This is a genomic window from Alterinioella sp. B-7, from assembly GCF_056857775.1.
In genome coordinates, this window is sequence record NZ_JBSXNT010000039.1 from 240411 (window position 1) to 256900 (window position 16490).

Annotated in this window: 16 protein-coding genes and 1 pseudogene; 10 read left to right on the forward strand and 7 right to left on the reverse strand. The window is 66.0% G+C overall.

Features of this window, described 5'->3' with window-relative positions; translation table 11 throughout:
* Positions 1-12: 12 nt before the first annotated feature.
* Entirely contained in the window at positions 13-1038 is a 1026-nt protein-coding gene (locus tag AC13C7_RS16110) for a DUF475 domain-containing protein (RefSeq protein ID WP_482868072.1), read from the forward strand.
* Between the two features lie 8 nt (positions 1039-1046).
* Here the strand turns inward: AC13C7_RS16110 and AC13C7_RS16115 are convergent, their stop codons facing one another.
* Positions 1047-1364, reverse strand: a complete 318-nt coding sequence (locus AC13C7_RS16115; RefSeq protein ID WP_172318676.1) for a DUF3775 domain-containing protein — start codon at positions 1362-1364, stop codon at positions 1047-1049.
* A 137-nt stretch (positions 1365-1501) separates the two neighbouring features.
* Complete coding sequence (locus tag AC13C7_RS16120; RefSeq protein WP_482868073.1) at positions 1502-1666, reverse strand: hypothetical protein; 165 nt, start codon at positions 1664-1666, stop codon at positions 1502-1504.
* A 147-nt stretch (positions 1667-1813) separates the two neighbouring features.
* Here AC13C7_RS16120 and AC13C7_RS16125 point away from each other — a divergent pair, with 147 nt between their 5' ends.
* On the forward strand, positions 1814-2083 hold the full coding sequence (locus tag AC13C7_RS16125) for a hypothetical protein (protein WP_446117854.1): 270 nt from the start codon (positions 1814-1816) through the stop codon (positions 2081-2083).
* Positions 2084-2109: 26 nt separating this feature from the next.
* Positions 2110-2757 (forward strand): RluA family pseudouridine synthase, encoded by a 648-nt coding sequence (locus tag AC13C7_RS16130; RefSeq protein ID WP_172318670.1) that lies wholly within the window; start codon positions 2110-2112, stop codon positions 2755-2757.
* A gap of 38 nt (positions 2758-2795) precedes the next feature.
* Here the strand turns inward: AC13C7_RS16130 and AC13C7_RS16135 are convergent, their stop codons facing one another.
* Both AC13C7_RS16135 and AC13C7_RS16140 read right to left on the reverse strand, forming a co-directional pair.
* Positions 2796-3809, reverse strand: a complete 1014-nt coding sequence (locus AC13C7_RS16135; RefSeq protein WP_482868074.1) for a serine/threonine protein kinase — start codon at positions 3807-3809, stop codon at positions 2796-2798.
* A gap of 75 nt (positions 3810-3884) precedes the next feature.
* Positions 3885-5330, reverse strand: coding sequence for an aldehyde dehydrogenase family protein (locus tag AC13C7_RS16140; RefSeq protein WP_446117857.1), 1446 nt, complete (start codon positions 5328-5330; stop codon positions 3885-3887).
* A 154-nt stretch (positions 5331-5484) separates the two neighbouring features.
* Here AC13C7_RS16140 and AC13C7_RS16145 point away from each other — a divergent pair, with 154 nt between their 5' ends.
* Positions 5485-6138, forward strand: coding sequence for a peroxiredoxin (locus AC13C7_RS16145; protein WP_172318664.1), 654 nt, complete (start codon positions 5485-5487; stop codon positions 6136-6138).
* Between the two features lie 306 nt (positions 6139-6444).
* Here the strand turns inward: AC13C7_RS16145 and AC13C7_RS16150 are convergent.
* A pseudogene (locus AC13C7_RS16150) lies at positions 6445-6634 on the reverse strand (type II toxin-antitoxin system CcdA family antitoxin).
* 141 nt (positions 6635-6775) lie between these two features.
* Here AC13C7_RS16150 and AC13C7_RS16155 point away from each other — a divergent pair.
* Both AC13C7_RS16155 and AC13C7_RS16160 read left to right on the forward strand, forming a co-directional pair.
* Entirely contained in the window at positions 6776-7366 is a 591-nt protein-coding gene (locus tag AC13C7_RS16155; protein WP_482868075.1) for a LysE family translocator, read from the forward strand.
* Positions 7367-7532: 166 nt separating this feature from the next.
* A complete protein-coding gene (locus AC13C7_RS16160) occupies positions 7533-9428 on the forward strand; it encodes a PhoX family protein (protein WP_482868076.1) in 1896 nt (631 codons plus the stop codon).
* A gap of 109 nt (positions 9429-9537) precedes the next feature.
* Here AC13C7_RS16160 and AC13C7_RS16165 read toward each other — a convergent pair whose 3' ends face one another.
* A complete protein-coding gene (locus AC13C7_RS16165; RefSeq protein WP_482868077.1) occupies positions 9538-10263 on the reverse strand; it encodes an NAD(P)-binding domain-containing protein in 726 nt (241 codons plus the stop codon).
* Between the two features lie 105 nt (positions 10264-10368).
* Here AC13C7_RS16165 and AC13C7_RS16170 point away from each other — a divergent pair, with 105 nt between their 5' ends.
* From AC13C7_RS16170 to AC13C7_RS16180, 3 genes are all read left to right on the forward strand, one after another.
* Positions 10369-11019, forward strand: a complete 651-nt coding sequence (locus tag AC13C7_RS16170) for a TetR/AcrR family transcriptional regulator (RefSeq protein ID WP_172318656.1) — start codon at positions 10369-10371, stop codon at positions 11017-11019.
* An 11-nt stretch (positions 11020-11030) separates the two neighbouring features.
* Positions 11031-12713, forward strand: a complete 1683-nt coding sequence (locus tag AC13C7_RS16175) for an ABC transporter permease (RefSeq protein ID WP_172318654.1) — start codon at positions 11031-11033, stop codon at positions 12711-12713.
* Between the two features lie 67 nt (positions 12714-12780).
* The gene (locus AC13C7_RS16180; protein ID WP_482868078.1) at positions 12781-14043 is read left to right on the forward strand and encodes a tetratricopeptide repeat protein; all 1263 of its coding nucleotides are present in this window, start codon (positions 12781-12783) and stop codon (positions 14041-14043) included.
* Positions 14044-14110: 67 nt separating this feature from the next.
* Here the strand turns inward: AC13C7_RS16180 and AC13C7_RS16185 are convergent, their stop codons facing one another.
* On the reverse strand, positions 14111-15118 hold the full coding sequence (locus AC13C7_RS16185) for an extracellular solute-binding protein (protein ID WP_482868079.1): 1008 nt from the start codon (positions 15116-15118) through the stop codon (positions 14111-14113).
* A 169-nt stretch (positions 15119-15287) separates the two neighbouring features.
* Here AC13C7_RS16185 and AC13C7_RS16190 point away from each other — a divergent pair, with 169 nt between their 5' ends.
* Positions 15288-16463: an MFS transporter gene (locus AC13C7_RS16190; RefSeq protein ID WP_482868080.1), complete on the forward strand. Its 1176-nt coding sequence runs from the start codon at positions 15288-15290 to the stop codon at positions 16461-16463.
* Positions 16464-16490 lie beyond the last annotated feature (27 nt).

The window sequence follows — 16490 nt, forward strand, 5'->3', positions numbered from 1 at the left end:
CCCGGAGCCTTCATGTCCCGTCCGACCCTGTCCTATTTCCGCTGGGCCTTCATCGTCACTGTCGTCGGCCTCTTGCTGGGCGTCTGGGTCGGCTGGGCCTATACCGGCACGATCCGGGGGACGATGGGCATCTTCTTCATCTGCGCGATCCTCGCGGTGCTGGAGATCTCGCTCTCTTTCGACAATGCCATCGTCAATGCCAACAAGCTCAAGACCATGACCCCTGCCTGGCAACGCCGGTTCCTGACCTGGGGCATCCTGATCGCGGTGTTCGGGATGCGGATCGTCTTTCCGCTGCTGGTCGTCGTCGTCGCCGCCAATGTCGGCCCCTGGGAGGCCGTGCGCCTGGCCGCGACCGAGCCGCAGACCTATGCCGACATCATGCACGACGCGCAACTGGGCATCTCGGCCTTCGGCGGCACCTTCCTGATGATGGTGGCGCTGAGCTATTTCATCGACACAGAAAAGGACGTCCACTGGATTCGGCGGATCGAGGAACGGCTCTCGGGTTGGGCCTCGATCAAGGGGATCGAGATCGCCGTGGTCCTGATCTTCATCCTGGGCTTCTCGCGGTTCCTGCCCCCCGAGACCGCGGCCGAATTCGTGACCGCCGCGCTTTACGGGCTGGTGACGTTCCTTTGCGTCGATGTTCTGGGCCATGTGCTGGACAAGCAGGACGCGGCAAGCGGCGTCGCCAAGGGGGGTTTGGGCGCGTTCCTCTACCTCGAAGTGCTGGATGCGAGCTTCTCCTTCGACGGCGTGATCGGGGCCTTCGCACTGTCGCAAAACCTCTTCATCATCGCCATCGGCTTGGGCATCGGGGCGATGTATGTGCGCTCGATGACCATCATGCTGGTCGAGAAGGGCACGCTGAACGAATACCGCTACCTCGAACACGGGGCCTTCTACGCGATCCTGCTGCTGTCGGTCATCATGTATGCCCACACGCTGTTTCAGGTGCCAGAGCTGATCACCGGCCTCGGCGGCGTCGCCTTGATCGGGCTGGCCTTCCGGTCCTCCCTCAAGGTCAACGCCTGACCTTCAAGCTAAAGCAGCGCGTCTTCCTCGTCGCCCGGATCGATCCCCAGTTCCTGCAACCCGCTTTCCAGGTGGTCGGACATGTGCGGCGTGCCGATCAGGTAATCGGCGGTCGGCGTCGTGCGTTCCGAATAGGCGGTGGCCAGCGCCTCGCGGAAATCGGCGGGTTCGAAACTGCCCCGTCCGATCCACATGACGGCGACCAGCTCGGCCTGCTCATCCTCGTTCAGCGCCTCGATGAAGCCGCGCAGCTCTCCCTCCGCGCGGTCCAGTTCGTGCCCCATCAGGATGACCTGAGCGATCTTGCGCGATGATATGGCCAGCATGGCGATTCCCCTTCCCTGACACCTGTTGCACTCCGATCTTGCGCCGCAAACGCGCGGTTCGCAAATGACACGGATCAAACGCCGTGTCCGGGTCTTCGGTGCCACCCGGCGACGGAAATCGCAAGACCGGTCCGGATCTATCCGAGAAACCGGTTTGCAACCGTCCTGTCGCGCATCTGCTCCGCCCCGCCCAGAAGCGACCAGATCCGGAAGGTGGCCATCATGTCGCTGGCATGGCCCTTCTCGTCGGGATACGTGTCCTTCAGCTTGATCACCCGCACTTCGCTTGTGTTGTTCATCATCGGCGCAAACCTTCTTGGCTGACGCCCCCATCCAATCCGTCGACCCTGACGCGGGCCCGGTTTCCGGCGGGTTAACGCGCAGCGTCCCGAATGCCGACAATTCGATCCCACTTGCGCCGATCTCCGACCTGCGCTTGACTGGGCGCCATGGACATCCTCGCCCTCCCCTTCTTCAGCCTGCAAGGCGTGGCCTTCTTGATCTGGGCGATCTGTTCCTTCCGGGCACTCTTTCAGATCCGCGCCATCGCGGCGGCCGAGACCGGCAGCATCAATCCCGGCCCCTTCTCGTTCCTCTCCGCCATGCGGGTCTGGATGCGCGACCCGGCCACACGAACCCTGCGCATCGTCTGGCTGGTGGCCTTCGCCGCGATCGTGGTCAACACCGCCCTCATTGCCACCCGCGCGCCCTTGCAATAGCGGCCCCACGCGCTACACCGCGCGCCATGGCCCATGACTACCGCCCCCCCGACACGCCCCTGGACGTGCTGCACCAGGATCATGAGATCGTGCTGGTCGACAAGCCCGCCGGTCTGCTCTCGGTCCCCGGTCGCGGGGATCACCTGTCCGATTGCCTGCTGACCCGCGTGCAGGCGGCCTTTCCCACCGCGCTGCTGGTGCATCGGCTGGACATGGACACCTCGGGTCTCATGGTCTTCGCCCTCAGCCCCCACGCGCAGCGCGCCCTCAACCGCCAGTTCGAGGCACGCAGCGTCAGGAAAACCTATATCGCGCGGGTCCATGGCGAGGGGCTGGAGAAAACCGGCACCATCGACCTGCCGCTGATCGTGGACTGGCCCAACCGGCCCCTGCAGATGGTCTGCCATGACACCGGCAAGCCCTCGCAGACCGACTGGCGGGTGCTGAAATCTGGCGGAGGCGAGACCCGCGTGCGCCTGACGCCCCGGACGGGACGCACGCATCAGTTGCGGGTGCATGCCCGCGCCATCGGCCACCCGATCCTGGGCGATCCCTTCTATGCGAGCGGCCCGGCGCGCGATTACCCGCGCCTGATGCTCCATGCCGAGACCCTGCGCTTCAACCACCCCGACAGCGGCAAGGGCGTGAAATACACCGCGAAACCCGAGTTCTGAAGGCGAGGAGCGCCCCGGAAACAGGGGGGCGAGGAGCCTTACTGCCTCAACACCCGATCCGTCAGGTTCTGCCGCCCCGCAACGATCCTGGCGACCACCGGCTGCAAGTCCGGCGCGCCCTCCATCAGCACGGCCAGTTCATCCAACCGATTCGCGGCGATCAGATGCAGGATATCCTCGCGTATCTCGACCCCGTCACGCGGAAACTCGGCCACTGCCTGCACCAGGTCGGCGCGGGCCTCCGGCACCAGCGCCCGCAATTCGGACTGCGCCATATAGGTCTCGTAGAACGCATAGACCCCCACGCCGCGCGCGGGCAGCGCATAGGTGCAGAGCACGACATCCGACATCTCGGGCCGCTCCGCGATCTTGCGCAGTTCCGGCCCGTCGCGCGCGATCCGGTCCTCGGTGCCTTCCCCGTCCGACCAGTTCATCAGCCGCCGCGTTACGAAATTATAGGCCCGCTTGCCCGTCGCCATCCAGATCCGCGAGGGCAGCGATTTCTTCGCCAGCACCCTGCGCTCGCTCGGCACCAGCAGACCGGGCGCAAAGGCGCGTTTCTGTTTCAGCAGGTGCCGCAGATCCTCGCGCGCCAGCAGACGGAACCAACATCCCTTGCGCGGATGCACGGATGCCAGTTGAAAGTCGATCACCGCCGCGCGCCCCTCGGGCGTCATCAGCCAGTTCTGCGGCTTGGCAATGTCGTTATGCGCCACGCCGCGCGCCCGCATCTCGCGCAGCAGGCGCTTGGCATCGTGATACCACGCGGCGCTGTCGGGCTTTGCCAGCTGCAGCGGCGTGCCCTCTGACCAGCTGCGCAAAAGCCCCACGCGATCCACCCGCAACAACTCCGGCACCCCCTCGATCCCGGCCACCGCGCGCAGTCCCCGCACTTCCTTGCGCGCCAGGAACCACGCAATCGGGCGCGCATACCACGGCACCCCGTCCAGCTTGCGCAGCACCACCTTGCACGCCGGATCCTCGGCCAGATGGCCCACGATCGTCTCCGAGAAGATGTCGCGTTTCAGCACCGTTTCGGGCACGAATTCCATGGCAGCGGGCCTTGAATGAAAACAACCGAGGCCATTCTCTGCCCCGGTTGCCTCCGTTTTGCAAATGTCAGCGTCTCACGCGTCCTCTGGCGACCAGCCCGAGACCGCCTTGACCTCCAGGAAATCCATCAAGCCCCAGACGCCGCCTTCGCGCCCGTTGCCGGATTTCTTCATGCCGCCAAAGGGCGCGCCCGCGCCGCGCGACTGGCCGTTCATCTCGACCATGCCCGAGCGCAGCCGCCGCGCCATCCGGTTGCGTTTCGCGCCGTCCTGCGATTGCACGTAATTGGTCAGGCCATATTCGGTGTCATTGGCGATGCGCACGGCGTCTTCCTCATCCTCGAAGGGGATAATGCTCAGCACCGGGCCAAAGATCTCCTCGCGCGCGATGGTCATGTCGTTGCTCACATCGGCAAACACCGTGGGCCGGACAAAGTAGCCGCGATTGACCCCCTCGGGCCGGCCCGGACCGCCCGCGACCAGCCGCGCGCCTTCCGCCATACCCTTTTCGATCAGCCCCTGCACCTTGTCCCATTGCGCCTGGCTGACCAGCGGGCCGATATGCCGCCCCGGTTCCGCCGCCATGCCGGTGGCGGTGCTCTCGGCGGTCGCGGCCGCAATCTCCACCGCGCTGTCATAGATCGACCGTTCCACCAGCATCCGCGTCGGCGCGTTGCAGCTTTGGCCCGTGTTGTTGAAACAATGCTGCGCGCCGCGCTTGACCGCCTTTTCATCGGCATCGGCGAAGATCACGTTCGCACCCTTGCCGCCAAGCTCCAGATGGACGGGTTTCAGCGTGTCGGCGGCGGATTTCGAGATCGCGATCCCGGCGCGCGTCGATCCGGTAAAGCTGATCGCATCGACGCCCGGATGGCTGGTCAGCATCGTGCCGACCCCCGCGCCGTCGCCATTGACCAGGTTGAAGACGCCCGCCGGCACCCCGGCCTCATCCATGATCTCGGCAAAGAGAAGCCCCGACAGCGGCGCGATCTCGGAGGGTTTCAGCACCATCGAACAGCCCGCCGCAATCGCGGGGATCACCTTCAGCGTGACCTGGTTCATCGGCCAGTTCCACGGCGTGATCATGCCGACGACGCCGACACCTTCATGGATGATGCGATCATTCGGCGCGTGATCGCCCAAGGGTTGCTCGAATTCGAACCCTTCAAGCGCGCGGATGAAGTTCTGGATATGGAACGCCCCCGCACCGACTTGCGAAGTCTTGGCCAGGTCGATCGGCGCGCCCATCTCGGTCGAGATCGCTTCCGCCATATCCCCGGCGCGGGCCTTGTAGACCTCCAGCACGCGGTGCAGCAGCGCCAGACGCTCTGCCTTGCTGCTTTTCGACCAGGTCTCGAACGCGGCGCGCGCGGCGGCGACGGCGGCATCGACATCGGCCTGGCCGCCCAGGGAAATCGTCGCGCAGACCTCCTCGGTCGAGGGGTTGATCACGTCGAGATCATTGGCTGTCGCGGGCGCGACCCACTGGCCGTTGATGTAGAAATTTCTGCTATCAGGCATTGGCTTTCTCCCAGGCATTCGGTTGCGCGCAACCTGTCACCCGGCGCGGGCCTCCGCAAGCCCGCCCCTGAACACTTCCGCGCACCCCCTTGCCCCTGCACGGGGGAAGGCACATCTTGGCGGCAAGGAACCGCAACCGTAAGAGGAGACCGTCATGGGCCTGCGCATCAACGACACCATCCCCGACCTGAATGTCGAAACCGACCAGGGCAGCTTTTCCCTGCATGAGTTCGTCGGCGACAACTGGGCTATCCTGTTCTCGCACCCGAAGGATTTCACCCCCGTCTGCACCACCGAATTCGGCGCCGTCGCGCAACTTGACGCCGAATGGCAGAAACGCGGCACCAAGGTGATCGGCATCTCGGTGGACGGGGTCGAGGACCACAAGAAATGGAAGACCGACATCGAGAAGGTCGGCGGCGCCAAGGCCGGTTTTCCGATCATCGCGGATAAGGATCTGGAGGTCTCCAAGGCCTTCGACATGCTGCCCGCCGACGCCTACCTGCCCGATGGCCGCACCCCCAATGACACCGCCACCGTGCGCGTCGTCTATATCGTCGGGCCGGACAAGAAGCTGAAGCTCTCCATGACCTATCCGATGAATGTGGGCCGCAACTTCGCCGAGGTGCTGCGCGCGCTGGACGGTTTGCAGATAGCCGCGAAGGAAAACGTCGCCACCCCCGCCAACTGGCAGGTGGGCCAGGATGTCGTGGTGCCCGTCGCCGTATCGGACGAGGACGCGATTGCCAAATACGGCGCGATCGACACCAAGCTGCCCTACCTGCGCATGGCCAAGATCCCCGGCTGACGGATCGGGATGAAAGCGCCGCCCCCGGCCCTTTCGGGTTGGGGGTGGGAACGTGATCGGACGCCGGTGAGCAACGCAGTCACCGCCCGCACCAATGCGTCGCGCATCATTGACAGGGATCCGATCCTCTCGCCCAACCCGGCAACAGTCAGGGTCGCCCGGAAGGTGCGACATGACCATATAGGTCATATCACCGATCATTACCGTCGGGTTCAGTGGTGTCACCACCCGTTCCACCGATTGCACCGGAACCCACGACCAACGCGGCCTTGTCGGTTCGATCGAGGTCGAACTGCGCCGCCAGGATCAGAACTTCCGATACTCAGCCAGAGGCACGCCCTCAGCGTCGATGAACGCATTGAGGTCCGTGATTGCCCCGGCGTTCTCTTCCTTCCAGATGCGCGCCCGTTTCGGCGGCTTGGCTGATATTGAGTCCAGGGCGTTTGGCCTCCTCCAGAACCGCAGCATCCAAGCTCATGCTCGTCGAATTCTTCATGCGTTAACCTCGTGAGACTTGCCAAGAAATCTATCAAGATTCTTACCTGAATAAGTAGGCATCTTCCGTTTGCGCAACATCCGGGTCGCCCTCCACGTCCCTCTCCGCGCATCCTGAGCGTCCACAACAGGGACCGCCCCGATGCTAGAGATCGCCCTCGCCCTCATCGTCTTCCTCTTCCCGCTGGCCTACAGCCCCGGCCCCGGCAACATGGTCTTTGCCGCCAATGGCGCGCGCTTCGGGTTGCGCGCGACGCTGCCTGCGAATGCGGGCTATCACATCGCCACATGGGTGGTGACGGCAGGGATCGGATTGGGCTTCGTTGCCGCCCTCGACATGGCCCCGCGCCTCTTTGCCGTGCTCAAGATCGCGGGCGCGCTCTATGTCCTGTGGCTCGCCTTCGGGCTGATCCGCGCGGGCACGCTGACCTCGGCCCCCGCCCCGCGCCCGGCCAGTTTCGCGGATGGCGCGGTGCTGCTGATCCTCAACCCCAAGGCCTATGTCATCATCGCACTGATGTTCACGCAGTTCCTCGACCCTGCCGATCCGCTGGCCGTGATCTTGCTGATCACCACCGTCTTCACGCTGAACAACCTCATGGCCTTCCTGACCTGGACCGTGGTGGGCGACCGCCTCGCCCGCCGTTTCCGCAGCCCCGCCAGCGCGCGCATCCTCAACCTCACCTTCGGGGCGATCCTGGCCGGTGTCGCGATCTGGATGCTGCTGGCCTAAGCGCGGTGCTTTGCCCGATGCAGCCCGACGGGGCCGGGGCACGGCTGGCGATACCACAGCCCCGATGGCAACTGTCATCAAACCGACACCGGATCGTCACGCGGGTTTTGCCTGCATCGCCTACCCCGCCCGCAGTCACTCACCCTGCAACACGAGGCACGATCCGATGAAAGACACCGACCTGAGCCACCTGTCCTGGGACGACTGGGACGAGCACCACAACCCGCGCCCCGAAGCGCCCGAGTTCGACGCCGTGGTCGAAACCGCCCTGTCGCGGCGGGGCTTCATCGGCTCGGTCCTGGCCTTCGGCTCCGGCGCCGCCGTGATGGGCGTGGGCAGCTTGCTCTCCTCCACCTCCGCCGAGGCGCAGGCCGCCGGCCGCTTCGCCTTCACCCCGATCCCGATCCAGACCGATGCCACCGTGCATGTGCCCGAGGGCTACCGCTGGTCAGTGCTGGCGCGGTGGGGCGATCCGCTGTTCTCGGACGCGGCCCCCGATCTGGACCAGGCCACCGGCGGCGATCTTGCCAGCTCGGACCGGGTCTTCGGCGAAAACACCGACGGGATGGAGCTGTTCAATATCGGCGGCCGCCAGATCATCGCGGTGAACCATGAATACGTGAACAAGGACGTCAACCTGCCCGCCTCGGGCGGCGATGTCGCCAGCGCCGAGGACGTGCGCAAGCTGCAGAACCTGCAAGGCGTCACGGTGATGGAGGTCGCGCAGGGCGCGGACGGCTGGCAGATCGTGGTCGACAGCCCCTTCAACCGCCGCATCCACCACAACACCGAGACGCGCATCGCGGGCCCCGCCGCCGGTGATCCGCTGTTGCAGACCGAGGCCGACCCCGAGGGGATGACCGCCCTTGGCACCCTCAACAATTGCGGCTCGGGCCAGACGCCCTGGGGCACCTACCTGACCTGCGAAGAAAACTTCAACGGCTATTTCGGCTCTACCGACGCCGATTTCGAGCTGCCCGCCGACTATGCCCGCTACGGTATCGGGCACGAGGGGCGCTATGCCTACGAGGCGCATGACGCCCGCTTCGATGTCAGCCAGACCCCGAACGAGCCGCGCCGCTTCGGCTATGTGGTCGAGATCGACCCGGCCAACCCCGACAGCAGGCCCGTCAAGCGCACGGCACTTGGCCGCTTCAAGCACGAGAACGCCGCCTGCGCCGTGGCCCGCGATGGCCGGGTCGTGGTCTATCTGGGCGATGACGAGCGCGGCGAATACCTCTACAAATACGTCTCCAACGGCTATTACCAGCCGGGCGGACCCACCGATCACCTGCTTGATGACGGGCTGCTGCATGTCGCGCGTTTCGACACCGATGGCACCGGCGAATGGGTGGCGCTGACGCCCGAGGCCACGGGCATGTCCGAGGTCGAGATCTGCGTCTTTACCCGGCAGGCCGCCTCTGCCGCCGGGGGCACCACGATGGACCGCCCCGAATGGGTCGCGGTGAACCCCATCGCGGTCGAGGGCTATTGCGCCCTGACCAACAACTCGCGCCGCGCGCCGGGCTGGACCAATGCGGGCGGCGACCTCGTCGAACCCGTGTCCGGCAGCCCCAACCCGCGGGCCGAGAACCGTTACGGCCAGATCGTGCGCTGGTTCCCCTCCAACGACGATCACGCCGCCAACCTATTCCGGTGGGATCTCTACGTCATGGCGGGCAATCCCGGCGTGCATGCGGATGCCAATGCCGGCTCGGGCAACATCCATCAGGGCAACCTCTTCAACTCGCCTGACGGGATGCAGTTCGACACCGCCGGGATCCTCTGGATCCAGACCGATGGCGATGACAGCAACGAGGACGGCTTTGCCGGCATGGGCAACAACCAGATGCTGGCAGGCGATCCCGAGACCGGAGAGATCGTGCGCTTCCTGACCGGGCCGCAGGGCTCCGAGGTGACGGGCCTGACCTGGTCATCGGATCGGCGCACCATGTTCGTCGGCATCCAGCACCCCGGTGCGCCCTTCCCCGATGGCGAAGGCCGGTTGCCGCGCTCCTCGGTCGTGGCGGTCTGGCGCGACGATGGCGGATTGGTAGGCTGACGCCTCGCCCCCCCCCCCAAAAAATGGGGCTTCAGCCGCATATTTCAGCACGTGATTGATTACACTCCTGCCCCCGCAAGCCCCAGCTTGCGGGGGTATTCTTGACCTCTCAGCGCGCCAGCCTGTCCAGCCCCTCGCGCAAGGCATCCTGTATCCCCGCCGCCTCCATATGATCGCGCAGCCGCGCATTGTATCCGCCAGGCGTGCCCAGGTCCGCCATCAGCGGGCCAAGATTCGAGGCCATCAGCGAGGATCCCACAAGGTGTTTCAGGAACGCGGCCCCCTGGTCGGCATCGCTGCCCTGCGCCGCCAGCCAGCCCGCCGCCTCCGCCACCAGCGTGACGGTGGGCAACAGCACCGCCTGCGCCGCCAGGTAATTGGACAGCTCCGCATCATCGGCCAGCGTGTAGACCCGGTTCGCAGGCTCGAACAAGTCGCGCGCCAGATCCGCCGCGCCCTGCACCAGGATCGGCGAGCCGCCCACGGCAATCCCCGGAAACGGCAACATCACCGCGACGGCCCGCGCGGGCGCGACCATTGCCGCCACCTCCTCCAGCGAGGCGCCCGCCATGAACGAGATCACCCGCTGACCCGCGCGAAAGGACAGGCCCGCGAGGATCTCGCCCGCCGCCTCGGCCATCAGCCCCAGGAAGATCACGTCGCTTGCAGCCACGACGCCCGCATTGTCATGCACGCTGACGTTGTCGAACGCGCGCGCCAGGTCAGCCGCACGGGCCGCGCTGCGCTCGGACACGGCGATGTCATGCCCGTCCCCCGCGATGCCCCGGACCACCGCGCTGGCGATGGTGCCTGTGCCGATCACGCCTATTTTCATGTCGTCCCTTCCGATGCTGCGATTTCCTGACAAACCTGTCAGAAAAACCGGACAATCCTGTCAGGAATTTCCTATGAGTGGTCCTGGATGATAGGTGGCAGGGCGATGATTGACCAGAACCCCGACAAGACCCAGGGCTGGCGCGGCTCGCCCGATCTGTGGCTGGATGCGGCCCATCAGGCGCTGGTGTCGGGCGGGGTGGACGCGGTAAAGATCATGCCGCTGGCCAAGGCGCTTGGCCTGTCGCGCACCAGCTTTTACTGGCATTTCGCGGATCGTGACGCCCTCCTGGCGGGGATCGTCGACCGCTGGAAAGCGAAGAACACCGGCAACCTCGTGGCGCGATGCAACGCCCCCGCCGCCAGCATCTGCGCCGGTGTCTACAACCTCTTCGATTGCTGGATCGACGCGCGGCTTTTCGACGCCAAGCTGGACCTCGCGATCCGCAACTGGGGCCAGAATGATGCGGCCCTCCGGGGCCAAGTCGATGCCGCCGATGCCACGCGCATCGCAGCGATTTCCGATATGTTTCAAAGGTTTGACTATACGAAACCGCAGGCCCGCACCCGCGCGCACACGATGATTTTCACGCAGGTGGGCTATTACGCCATGCAGCTGGACGAGAGCCTGCAAACCCGCCTGGATCAGATGCCGCCCTATGTCGAGGTCTTCACCGGCCACGCCCCGACCGAGGCCGAAACCGCCGCCTTCCTCACCCGCCACGCCCCGCTGGACGCCCCTGCCGATTTGGCCTAGAGCCTAGCCCCATGAGCCTAAACCGACGCTTCCGCTCAGGTATCTGGATGTCCGCCCTCGCCTGGGGGGCCGCGGGCCTGTGCCTGCTGCCAATCGTCGCCGTCGCCCTGGCCGCGCTGACCGGCGGGCTGGAGACCGTCACCAGCCTGGCTGAGACCGTCCTGCCCCGCTACGCCCGCGCCACCGCACTGATGGTGCTGATCGTGGCAACCGGCACCGCCATAATCGGCACCGGCACCGCCTGGCTGGTCACCATGACGCGCTTTCCCGGCCGCCGGGTGCTGGAGATCGCGCTGGCCTTGCCGCTGGCCTTCCCGGCCTACGTCCTGGCCTATGCCTATACCGATTTCCTGGATCATCCGGGGTGGGTCCAGACCACCCTGCGTGACCTGACCGGATGGGGGCCGCGCGACTATTGGTTCCCTGAAATCAGGAGCTTGCCGGGCGCCGCCCTGATGCTGATGCTGGTGCTCTACCCGTATGTCTACCTGCTGGCGCGCGCCGCGTTCCTGCAACAAAGCGCCACCGCCTATATCGCCGCGCGCACGCTTGGGCACGGGCCCTGGTCGGCCTTCTTCCGCATCAGCCTGCCGGTGGCGCGGCCTGCCATCGCGGGCGGTGTGCTGCTGACGATCATGGAGACCATCGCCGATTTCGGCACCGTCTCCTATTTCAACGTCCAGACCTTCGCGACCGGCATCTATCAAAGCTGGTTCTCCTTCGCCGATCGCTCTGCCGCCGCGCAACTGGCGCTGGTCCTGCTCGGCGTGGCCCTGCTGCTGGCAGCCCTGGAACGCGCGCAACGCAGCCGGCAGAGGCATCACGGCGCCGGTCGCCGCTTCGAGAGGATGGAGCCGCCCCGCCTGACCGGATACCGCGCCGCGCTGGCCCTGGCCTTCTGCGCCACGCCCGTCCTGCTCGGATTTCTGCTGCCTGCGGGGCTTCTGCTCTGGATGGGATGGGGCTCGGGCCAGTTGATCCTGACCGAGCGCTACCTGGGCTTCCTGCAAAATTCCGTCACGCTGGCCTCGGTCGCGGCACTGGTCACGGTCGCGGCCGCCGTGCTGCTCGGCTTCAACGCGCGGCTGCATCCGACCCGCGCCAACCGCACCGCGATTGCCATTGGCGGGCTTGGCTACGCGGTGCCCGGCGGTGTCATCGCGGTCGGGCTGATGGTGCCTTTCGCCGCCTTCGACAACGCGCTGGATGCCTGGATGCGGGCGACCTTCGACATTTCGACGGGCCTTCTGCTGACCGGGTCGATCTGGCTGCTGGTCGCCGCCTATACCGTGCGCTTCATGGCCGCCGCCCTGTCGGCCTATGATGCGGGCCTGTCCACGATCAACCCCAATATAGACGCGGTGGCGCGCACGCTTGGCCGATCACCATCGACCATGCTGCGCGGCGTGCACCTGCCCATCCTGCGGCCCTCGCTGCTGACCGCGCTGCTGATCGTCTTCGTCGATGTGATGAAGGAGCTGCCCGCGACCCTGATCATGCGGCCCTTCAACTACGACACGCTGGCGGTGCAGGCGCATCGCCTGGCCGCCGATGAACGCCTCGCGCAGGCCGCCGTGCCGTCGCTGGTGATCGGCGCAGTCGGCCTTCTGCCGGTGATCGTTCTGTGCTGGAGCCTTGGCCGCTCCGACCGGACCGAGGCGAATTTCGTGCCGGACCCGGTGGCGGCGGATTGATCCTTCCTTTGACAGGGTGACGCGGCCCGGTGCAGGCTGACCGCTTCAGCCAGAAGGAGCGGCCCCGATGCAGACCGACCTCTATGACCTGCCCATTTCCACCCAATCCGATGCGGCGGCCACGGCCTATCGCCTTGGCCAGCACCGCCTGCTTGGGGCCGAGGCGCGCATCGTCGAGGCGTTCGAGGATTGCATCGCCCATGATCCCGGCTTCGCGCTTGGCCATGCCGGTTTGGCGCGGGCGCGGCAATACGCCAACGACATGGCCGGGGCCAGGGCGGCCACGGCCACGGCGCGCGATCTGGCGCAAGGCGTCACTGATCGCGAGGCCGGGCATATCCACGCCATGGGGCTGCTGACCGACGGAAAATTGACTGACGCCTACGCCGCCATCCGCGCGCATGTCGGGGCGCACCCCCGTGATGCCGTGGTGGCGCAGACCTGCACATCGGTCTTCGGCCTGATCGGGTTTTCCGGCCAGCCGGGGCGCGAGGCGGAAATGCTGGCCTTCAATGCCTCGCTCCTGCCGCATTACGGCGAGGATTGGTGGTGCCTCAGCCAATATGCCTTCGCGCTCTGCGAAACGGGGCAACTGGCCAAGGCGAACCGCCATATCGACCGCGCGCTGGCCCTGAACCCGGACAACGCCAATGGCGCGCATGTGCGCTCGCACGTCCTCTATGAAACCGGCGAGACCGAAACCGGGCGCAGTTACCTGGCCGATTGGGTCGGGGGCCATGACCGCGACGGGTTCCTGCATGGGCACCTGTCCTGGCATGTCGCACTCTGGGCGCTGGAGCAGGGGGATGAGGCCGGGATGTGGGCGGTGATGGATGCCGATGTCGCCCCCGGCACCTGCAAGGCGCTGCCGATCAACGTGCTCACCGACACCGCGTCGCTGCTGTTCCGGGCCGAGGCGGCGGGCGTCGCCGTGGACCCGGCCCGCTGGCGCCAGATCAGCGATTACGCGGCGCAGTTTTTCCCCAGTTGCGGCAATGCCTTCGTCGATACACACGCGGCGCTGGCCCATGCGATGGCAGGCAATGGAGAGGAGCTTTCGCGCATCATCACCTCGCCCAGGGGGAATGCCGCCGATCTGGTGCCGGACCTGGCCGAGGGTTTTGCGCACATCGCCAGGGGCAACTGGGCCGAGGCCACCGCGCATCTGACCGCCGCGATGGCCGATCATGCCCGCATCGGCGGCAGCCGCGCACAGCGTGACCTGCTGGAACTGGCGCTGCTGACCGCGCTGCTGCGCCAGGGCCGTGCCGAGGAGGCCCGCCATATCACCGCGCTGCGCCGTCCGGTCCTGATGCGCGCGGTGGCCTGAGCGAGGAAAGCCCGCCCCCTTGGCAAAAGGGGACGGGCTTGAGGAGCGGCTGGAACCCGTGCAGGATTTAGGGCCAGCCGACCGTGTTGAAGATCTCCTGCGCGGTGGGGATGTTGTCGGCCACGTCGGACAAGTCCACCTCATCGGCCTCGAACGTGCCCAGATAGGCCACGGACTCCGCCACCGGCACACCCTCGACCACGGGGAATTCATCGTTCCCGGCCGAGAAATATTCCTGCGCCTGGTCCGAGGCGAGATATTCCAGGAACGCCACCGCCGCATCGCGATTGGGCGCATGGGCCGCGACCCCGCCACCCGACAGGTTCATATGCGCGCCGCGCCCCTCCTGGTTCGGGAACACCCAACCGATCGTGTCCAGGGCCTCGCTGACGCCCTCGACCTCACGCCGCACGGCGCGGGCGAAATAGTAGCTGTTCGAGACCGCGATGCCACATTCGCCCGAGACCAGCCCGCGTAGCTGATCGGTGTCGCCGCCCTGCGGCGCGCGCGCGAAATTGGCGACGACGCCCTCGGCCCAGTCTGTCGCGGCCTCTTCGCCCTCATGCTCGATGATCGAGGCCAGCAGGGTCTGGTTGTAGGTGTTGGTCGAGGACCGGATACAGACCAGCCCCTGATAGGCGGGATCGGCCAGGTCGGCATAGGTCGCGGGCGGGGTGTCCACGATCTCGGGGTTGTAGAAGATGATCCGCGCACGCTGGCTGAAGCCGAACCACTGGTTCTCGTCATCCTGAAGGTTCGAGAGGATGCGCGCCTCCAGAAGCTCGCTTTCGACCGGCTGCAACAGCCCTGCATCGGCGGCGCGTTGCAGGCGCGAGGTGTCGACGGTCAGGAACACATCGGCGGGCGAGTTCACGCCCTCGGCCTCCATCCGGGCGATCAGTTCGTCGGCATTGCCTTCGATCCGGTTGATGGTGATGCCGGTCGCATCGGTGAAATCGGAATAGAGCCTCTCGTCGGTCTCGTAGTGGCGCGAGGAATAGAGGTTCAGTTCCTGGGCGGAAACGGCACCGGCCAGAACGGTCGTGGCCATCAGCGTGGTAAGGGCGAGTTTCATGTCTGCATCCCGTTGGTTGGTAAATTTGAGCGAAAGACTCGGGCTTTCTGCGCCTCTTGTGGCAAGGCCGGAAAGCGGCGTCAAGGTTATCCGACAAAAATACTTGGGCATAATCCCGCTTGCGCAGTTATCCGCCCGGCGGCAGGCTGCGCGCCAAGAGGGGGCCGTGATGAAAGCAGGCATGTTCTTCCTGGTCACGGCCTATGTGCTGAGCCAGTTCTACCGCGCCTTCCTGGCGGTCCTGTCGCCGGTTCTGGAGGCCGAGATCGGCGCTGGCCCGGAAGACCTGGCCATTGCCTCGGGCCTCTGGTTCGTCAGCTTCGCCGCCATGCAGATCCCGATCGGATGGGCGCTGGACAGTATCGGCCCGCGCCGCACGGCCTGCGGGTTGCTGGCGCTTGGCGGCGGGGGCGGCGCGGTGGTGATGGCCCTGGCGCAGGGGCCTGCCGCGATCTGGGTCGCGATGGTGCTGATCGGGATCGGCTGCGCGCCGGTGCTGATGGCCTCCTACTACATCCTCGCGCGCAATTATCCGCCCGTGGTCTTCGCCACGCTGGCCGGAGTGATCGTCGGCGTCGGATCGTTGGGCAATATCGCCGCCGCCCTGCCCACGGCCTGGGCGGTCGAGGCCTTCGGCTGGCGGCAGACGCTCTGGGGGCTGGCCGCGATCACGCTGATTACCGCCGCCGCCATTGCGCTGACGGTGCAGGACCCGGACATGCCGGAAGGCGGAAAAAAAGGCCGCCTCATCGACATCCTGCGCATCCGAGGGCTATGGCCGGTGCTGGCGATGATGCTGGTCTGCTACGCCCCCGCCGCCGGGATCCGCGGCCTGTGGAGCGGCCCCTACCTGGCCGATGTCTTCGCCGCCGATGTCACCCGGATCGGCACAGCAACGCTGATCATGGGGCTGGCGATGGTGCTGGCCAATTTCATCTACGGGCCGCTCGACCGCCTTCTGGGCACGCGCAAATGGATCATCTTCACCGGCAACCTGATGACGGCCATTTTCTGTGGCGCGCTCTGGCTTGCACCCTCGGGCAGCGAGTGGGGGGCGATCGCGCTTATGGCGGCCATCGGCCTCTTCGGCTCGTCCTACCCGGTGATCATGGCGCATGGGCGCAGCTTCTTTCCGCCGCATCTGGTCGGGCGCGGCGTGACCTTGATGAACCTGTTCTCCATCGGCGGCGTCGGCATCATGCAATTCGCCAGCGGCCCGATCTTTACGAGGCTGTCGGCGGAAAACGCCCCGCCCGAGGCTTACGGCGCCCTCTTCGGTCTCTTCGGTCTCATCGTCGCGGTCGGCCTTGTCTTCTACCTTTTCGCGCAGGACCGCGTGGATTGAGCCTTTCGGGTCACGCGCGCCCGTCAA

What these genes read in the sequence shown, in the direction of transcription:
- AC13C7_RS16185 (WP_482868079.1), bottom strand. Translation starts at nt 15,118, where the DNA reads ATGAAACTCGCCCTTACCACGCTGATGGCCACGACCGTTCTGGCCGGT.
- AC13C7_RS16130 (WP_172318670.1), top strand. Translation starts at nt 2,110, where the DNA reads ATGGCCCATGACTACCGCCCCCCCGACACGCCCCTGGACGTGCTGCAC.
- AC13C7_RS16190 (WP_482868080.1), top strand. Translation starts at nt 15,288, where the DNA reads ATGAAAGCAGGCATGTTCTTCCTGGTCACGGCCTATGTGCTGAGCCAG.
- AC13C7_RS16170 (WP_172318656.1), top strand. Translation starts at nt 10,369, where the DNA reads ATGATTGACCAGAACCCCGACAAGACCCAGGGCTGGCGCGGCTCGCCC.
- AC13C7_RS16145 (WP_172318664.1), top strand. Translation starts at nt 5,485, where the DNA reads ATGGGCCTGCGCATCAACGACACCATCCCCGACCTGAATGTCGAAACC.
- AC13C7_RS16110 (WP_482868072.1), top strand. Translation starts at nt 13, where the DNA reads ATGTCCCGTCCGACCCTGTCCTATTTCCGCTGGGCCTTCATCGTCACT.
- AC13C7_RS16135 (WP_482868074.1), bottom strand. Translation starts at nt 3,809, where the DNA reads ATGGAATTCGTGCCCGAAACGGTGCTGAAACGCGACATCTTCTCGGAG.
- AC13C7_RS16155 (WP_482868075.1), top strand. Translation starts at nt 6,776, where the DNA reads ATGCTAGAGATCGCCCTCGCCCTCATCGTCTTCCTCTTCCCGCTGGCC.
- AC13C7_RS16115 (WP_172318676.1), bottom strand. Translation starts at nt 1,364, where the DNA reads ATGCTGGCCATATCATCGCGCAAGATCGCTCAGGTCATCCTGATGGGG.
- AC13C7_RS16120 (WP_482868073.1), bottom strand. Translation starts at nt 1,666, where the DNA reads ATGATGAACAACACAAGCGAAGTGCGGGTGATCAAGCTGAAGGACACG.
- AC13C7_RS16165 (WP_482868077.1), bottom strand. Translation starts at nt 10,263, where the DNA reads ATGAAAATAGGCGTGATCGGCACAGGCACCATCGCCAGCGCGGTGGTC.
- AC13C7_RS16180 (WP_482868078.1), top strand. Translation starts at nt 12,781, where the DNA reads ATGCAGACCGACCTCTATGACCTGCCCATTTCCACCCAATCCGATGCG.
- AC13C7_RS16140 (WP_446117857.1), bottom strand. Translation starts at nt 5,330, where the DNA reads ATGCCTGATAGCAGAAATTTCTACATCAACGGCCAGTGGGTCGCGCCC.
- AC13C7_RS16125 (WP_446117854.1), top strand. Translation starts at nt 1,814, where the DNA reads ATGGACATCCTCGCCCTCCCCTTCTTCAGCCTGCAAGGCGTGGCCTTC.
- AC13C7_RS16160 (WP_482868076.1), top strand. Translation starts at nt 7,533, where the DNA reads ATGAAAGACACCGACCTGAGCCACCTGTCCTGGGACGACTGGGACGAG.
- AC13C7_RS16175 (WP_172318654.1), top strand. Translation starts at nt 11,031, where the DNA reads ATGAGCCTAAACCGACGCTTCCGCTCAGGTATCTGGATGTCCGCCCTC.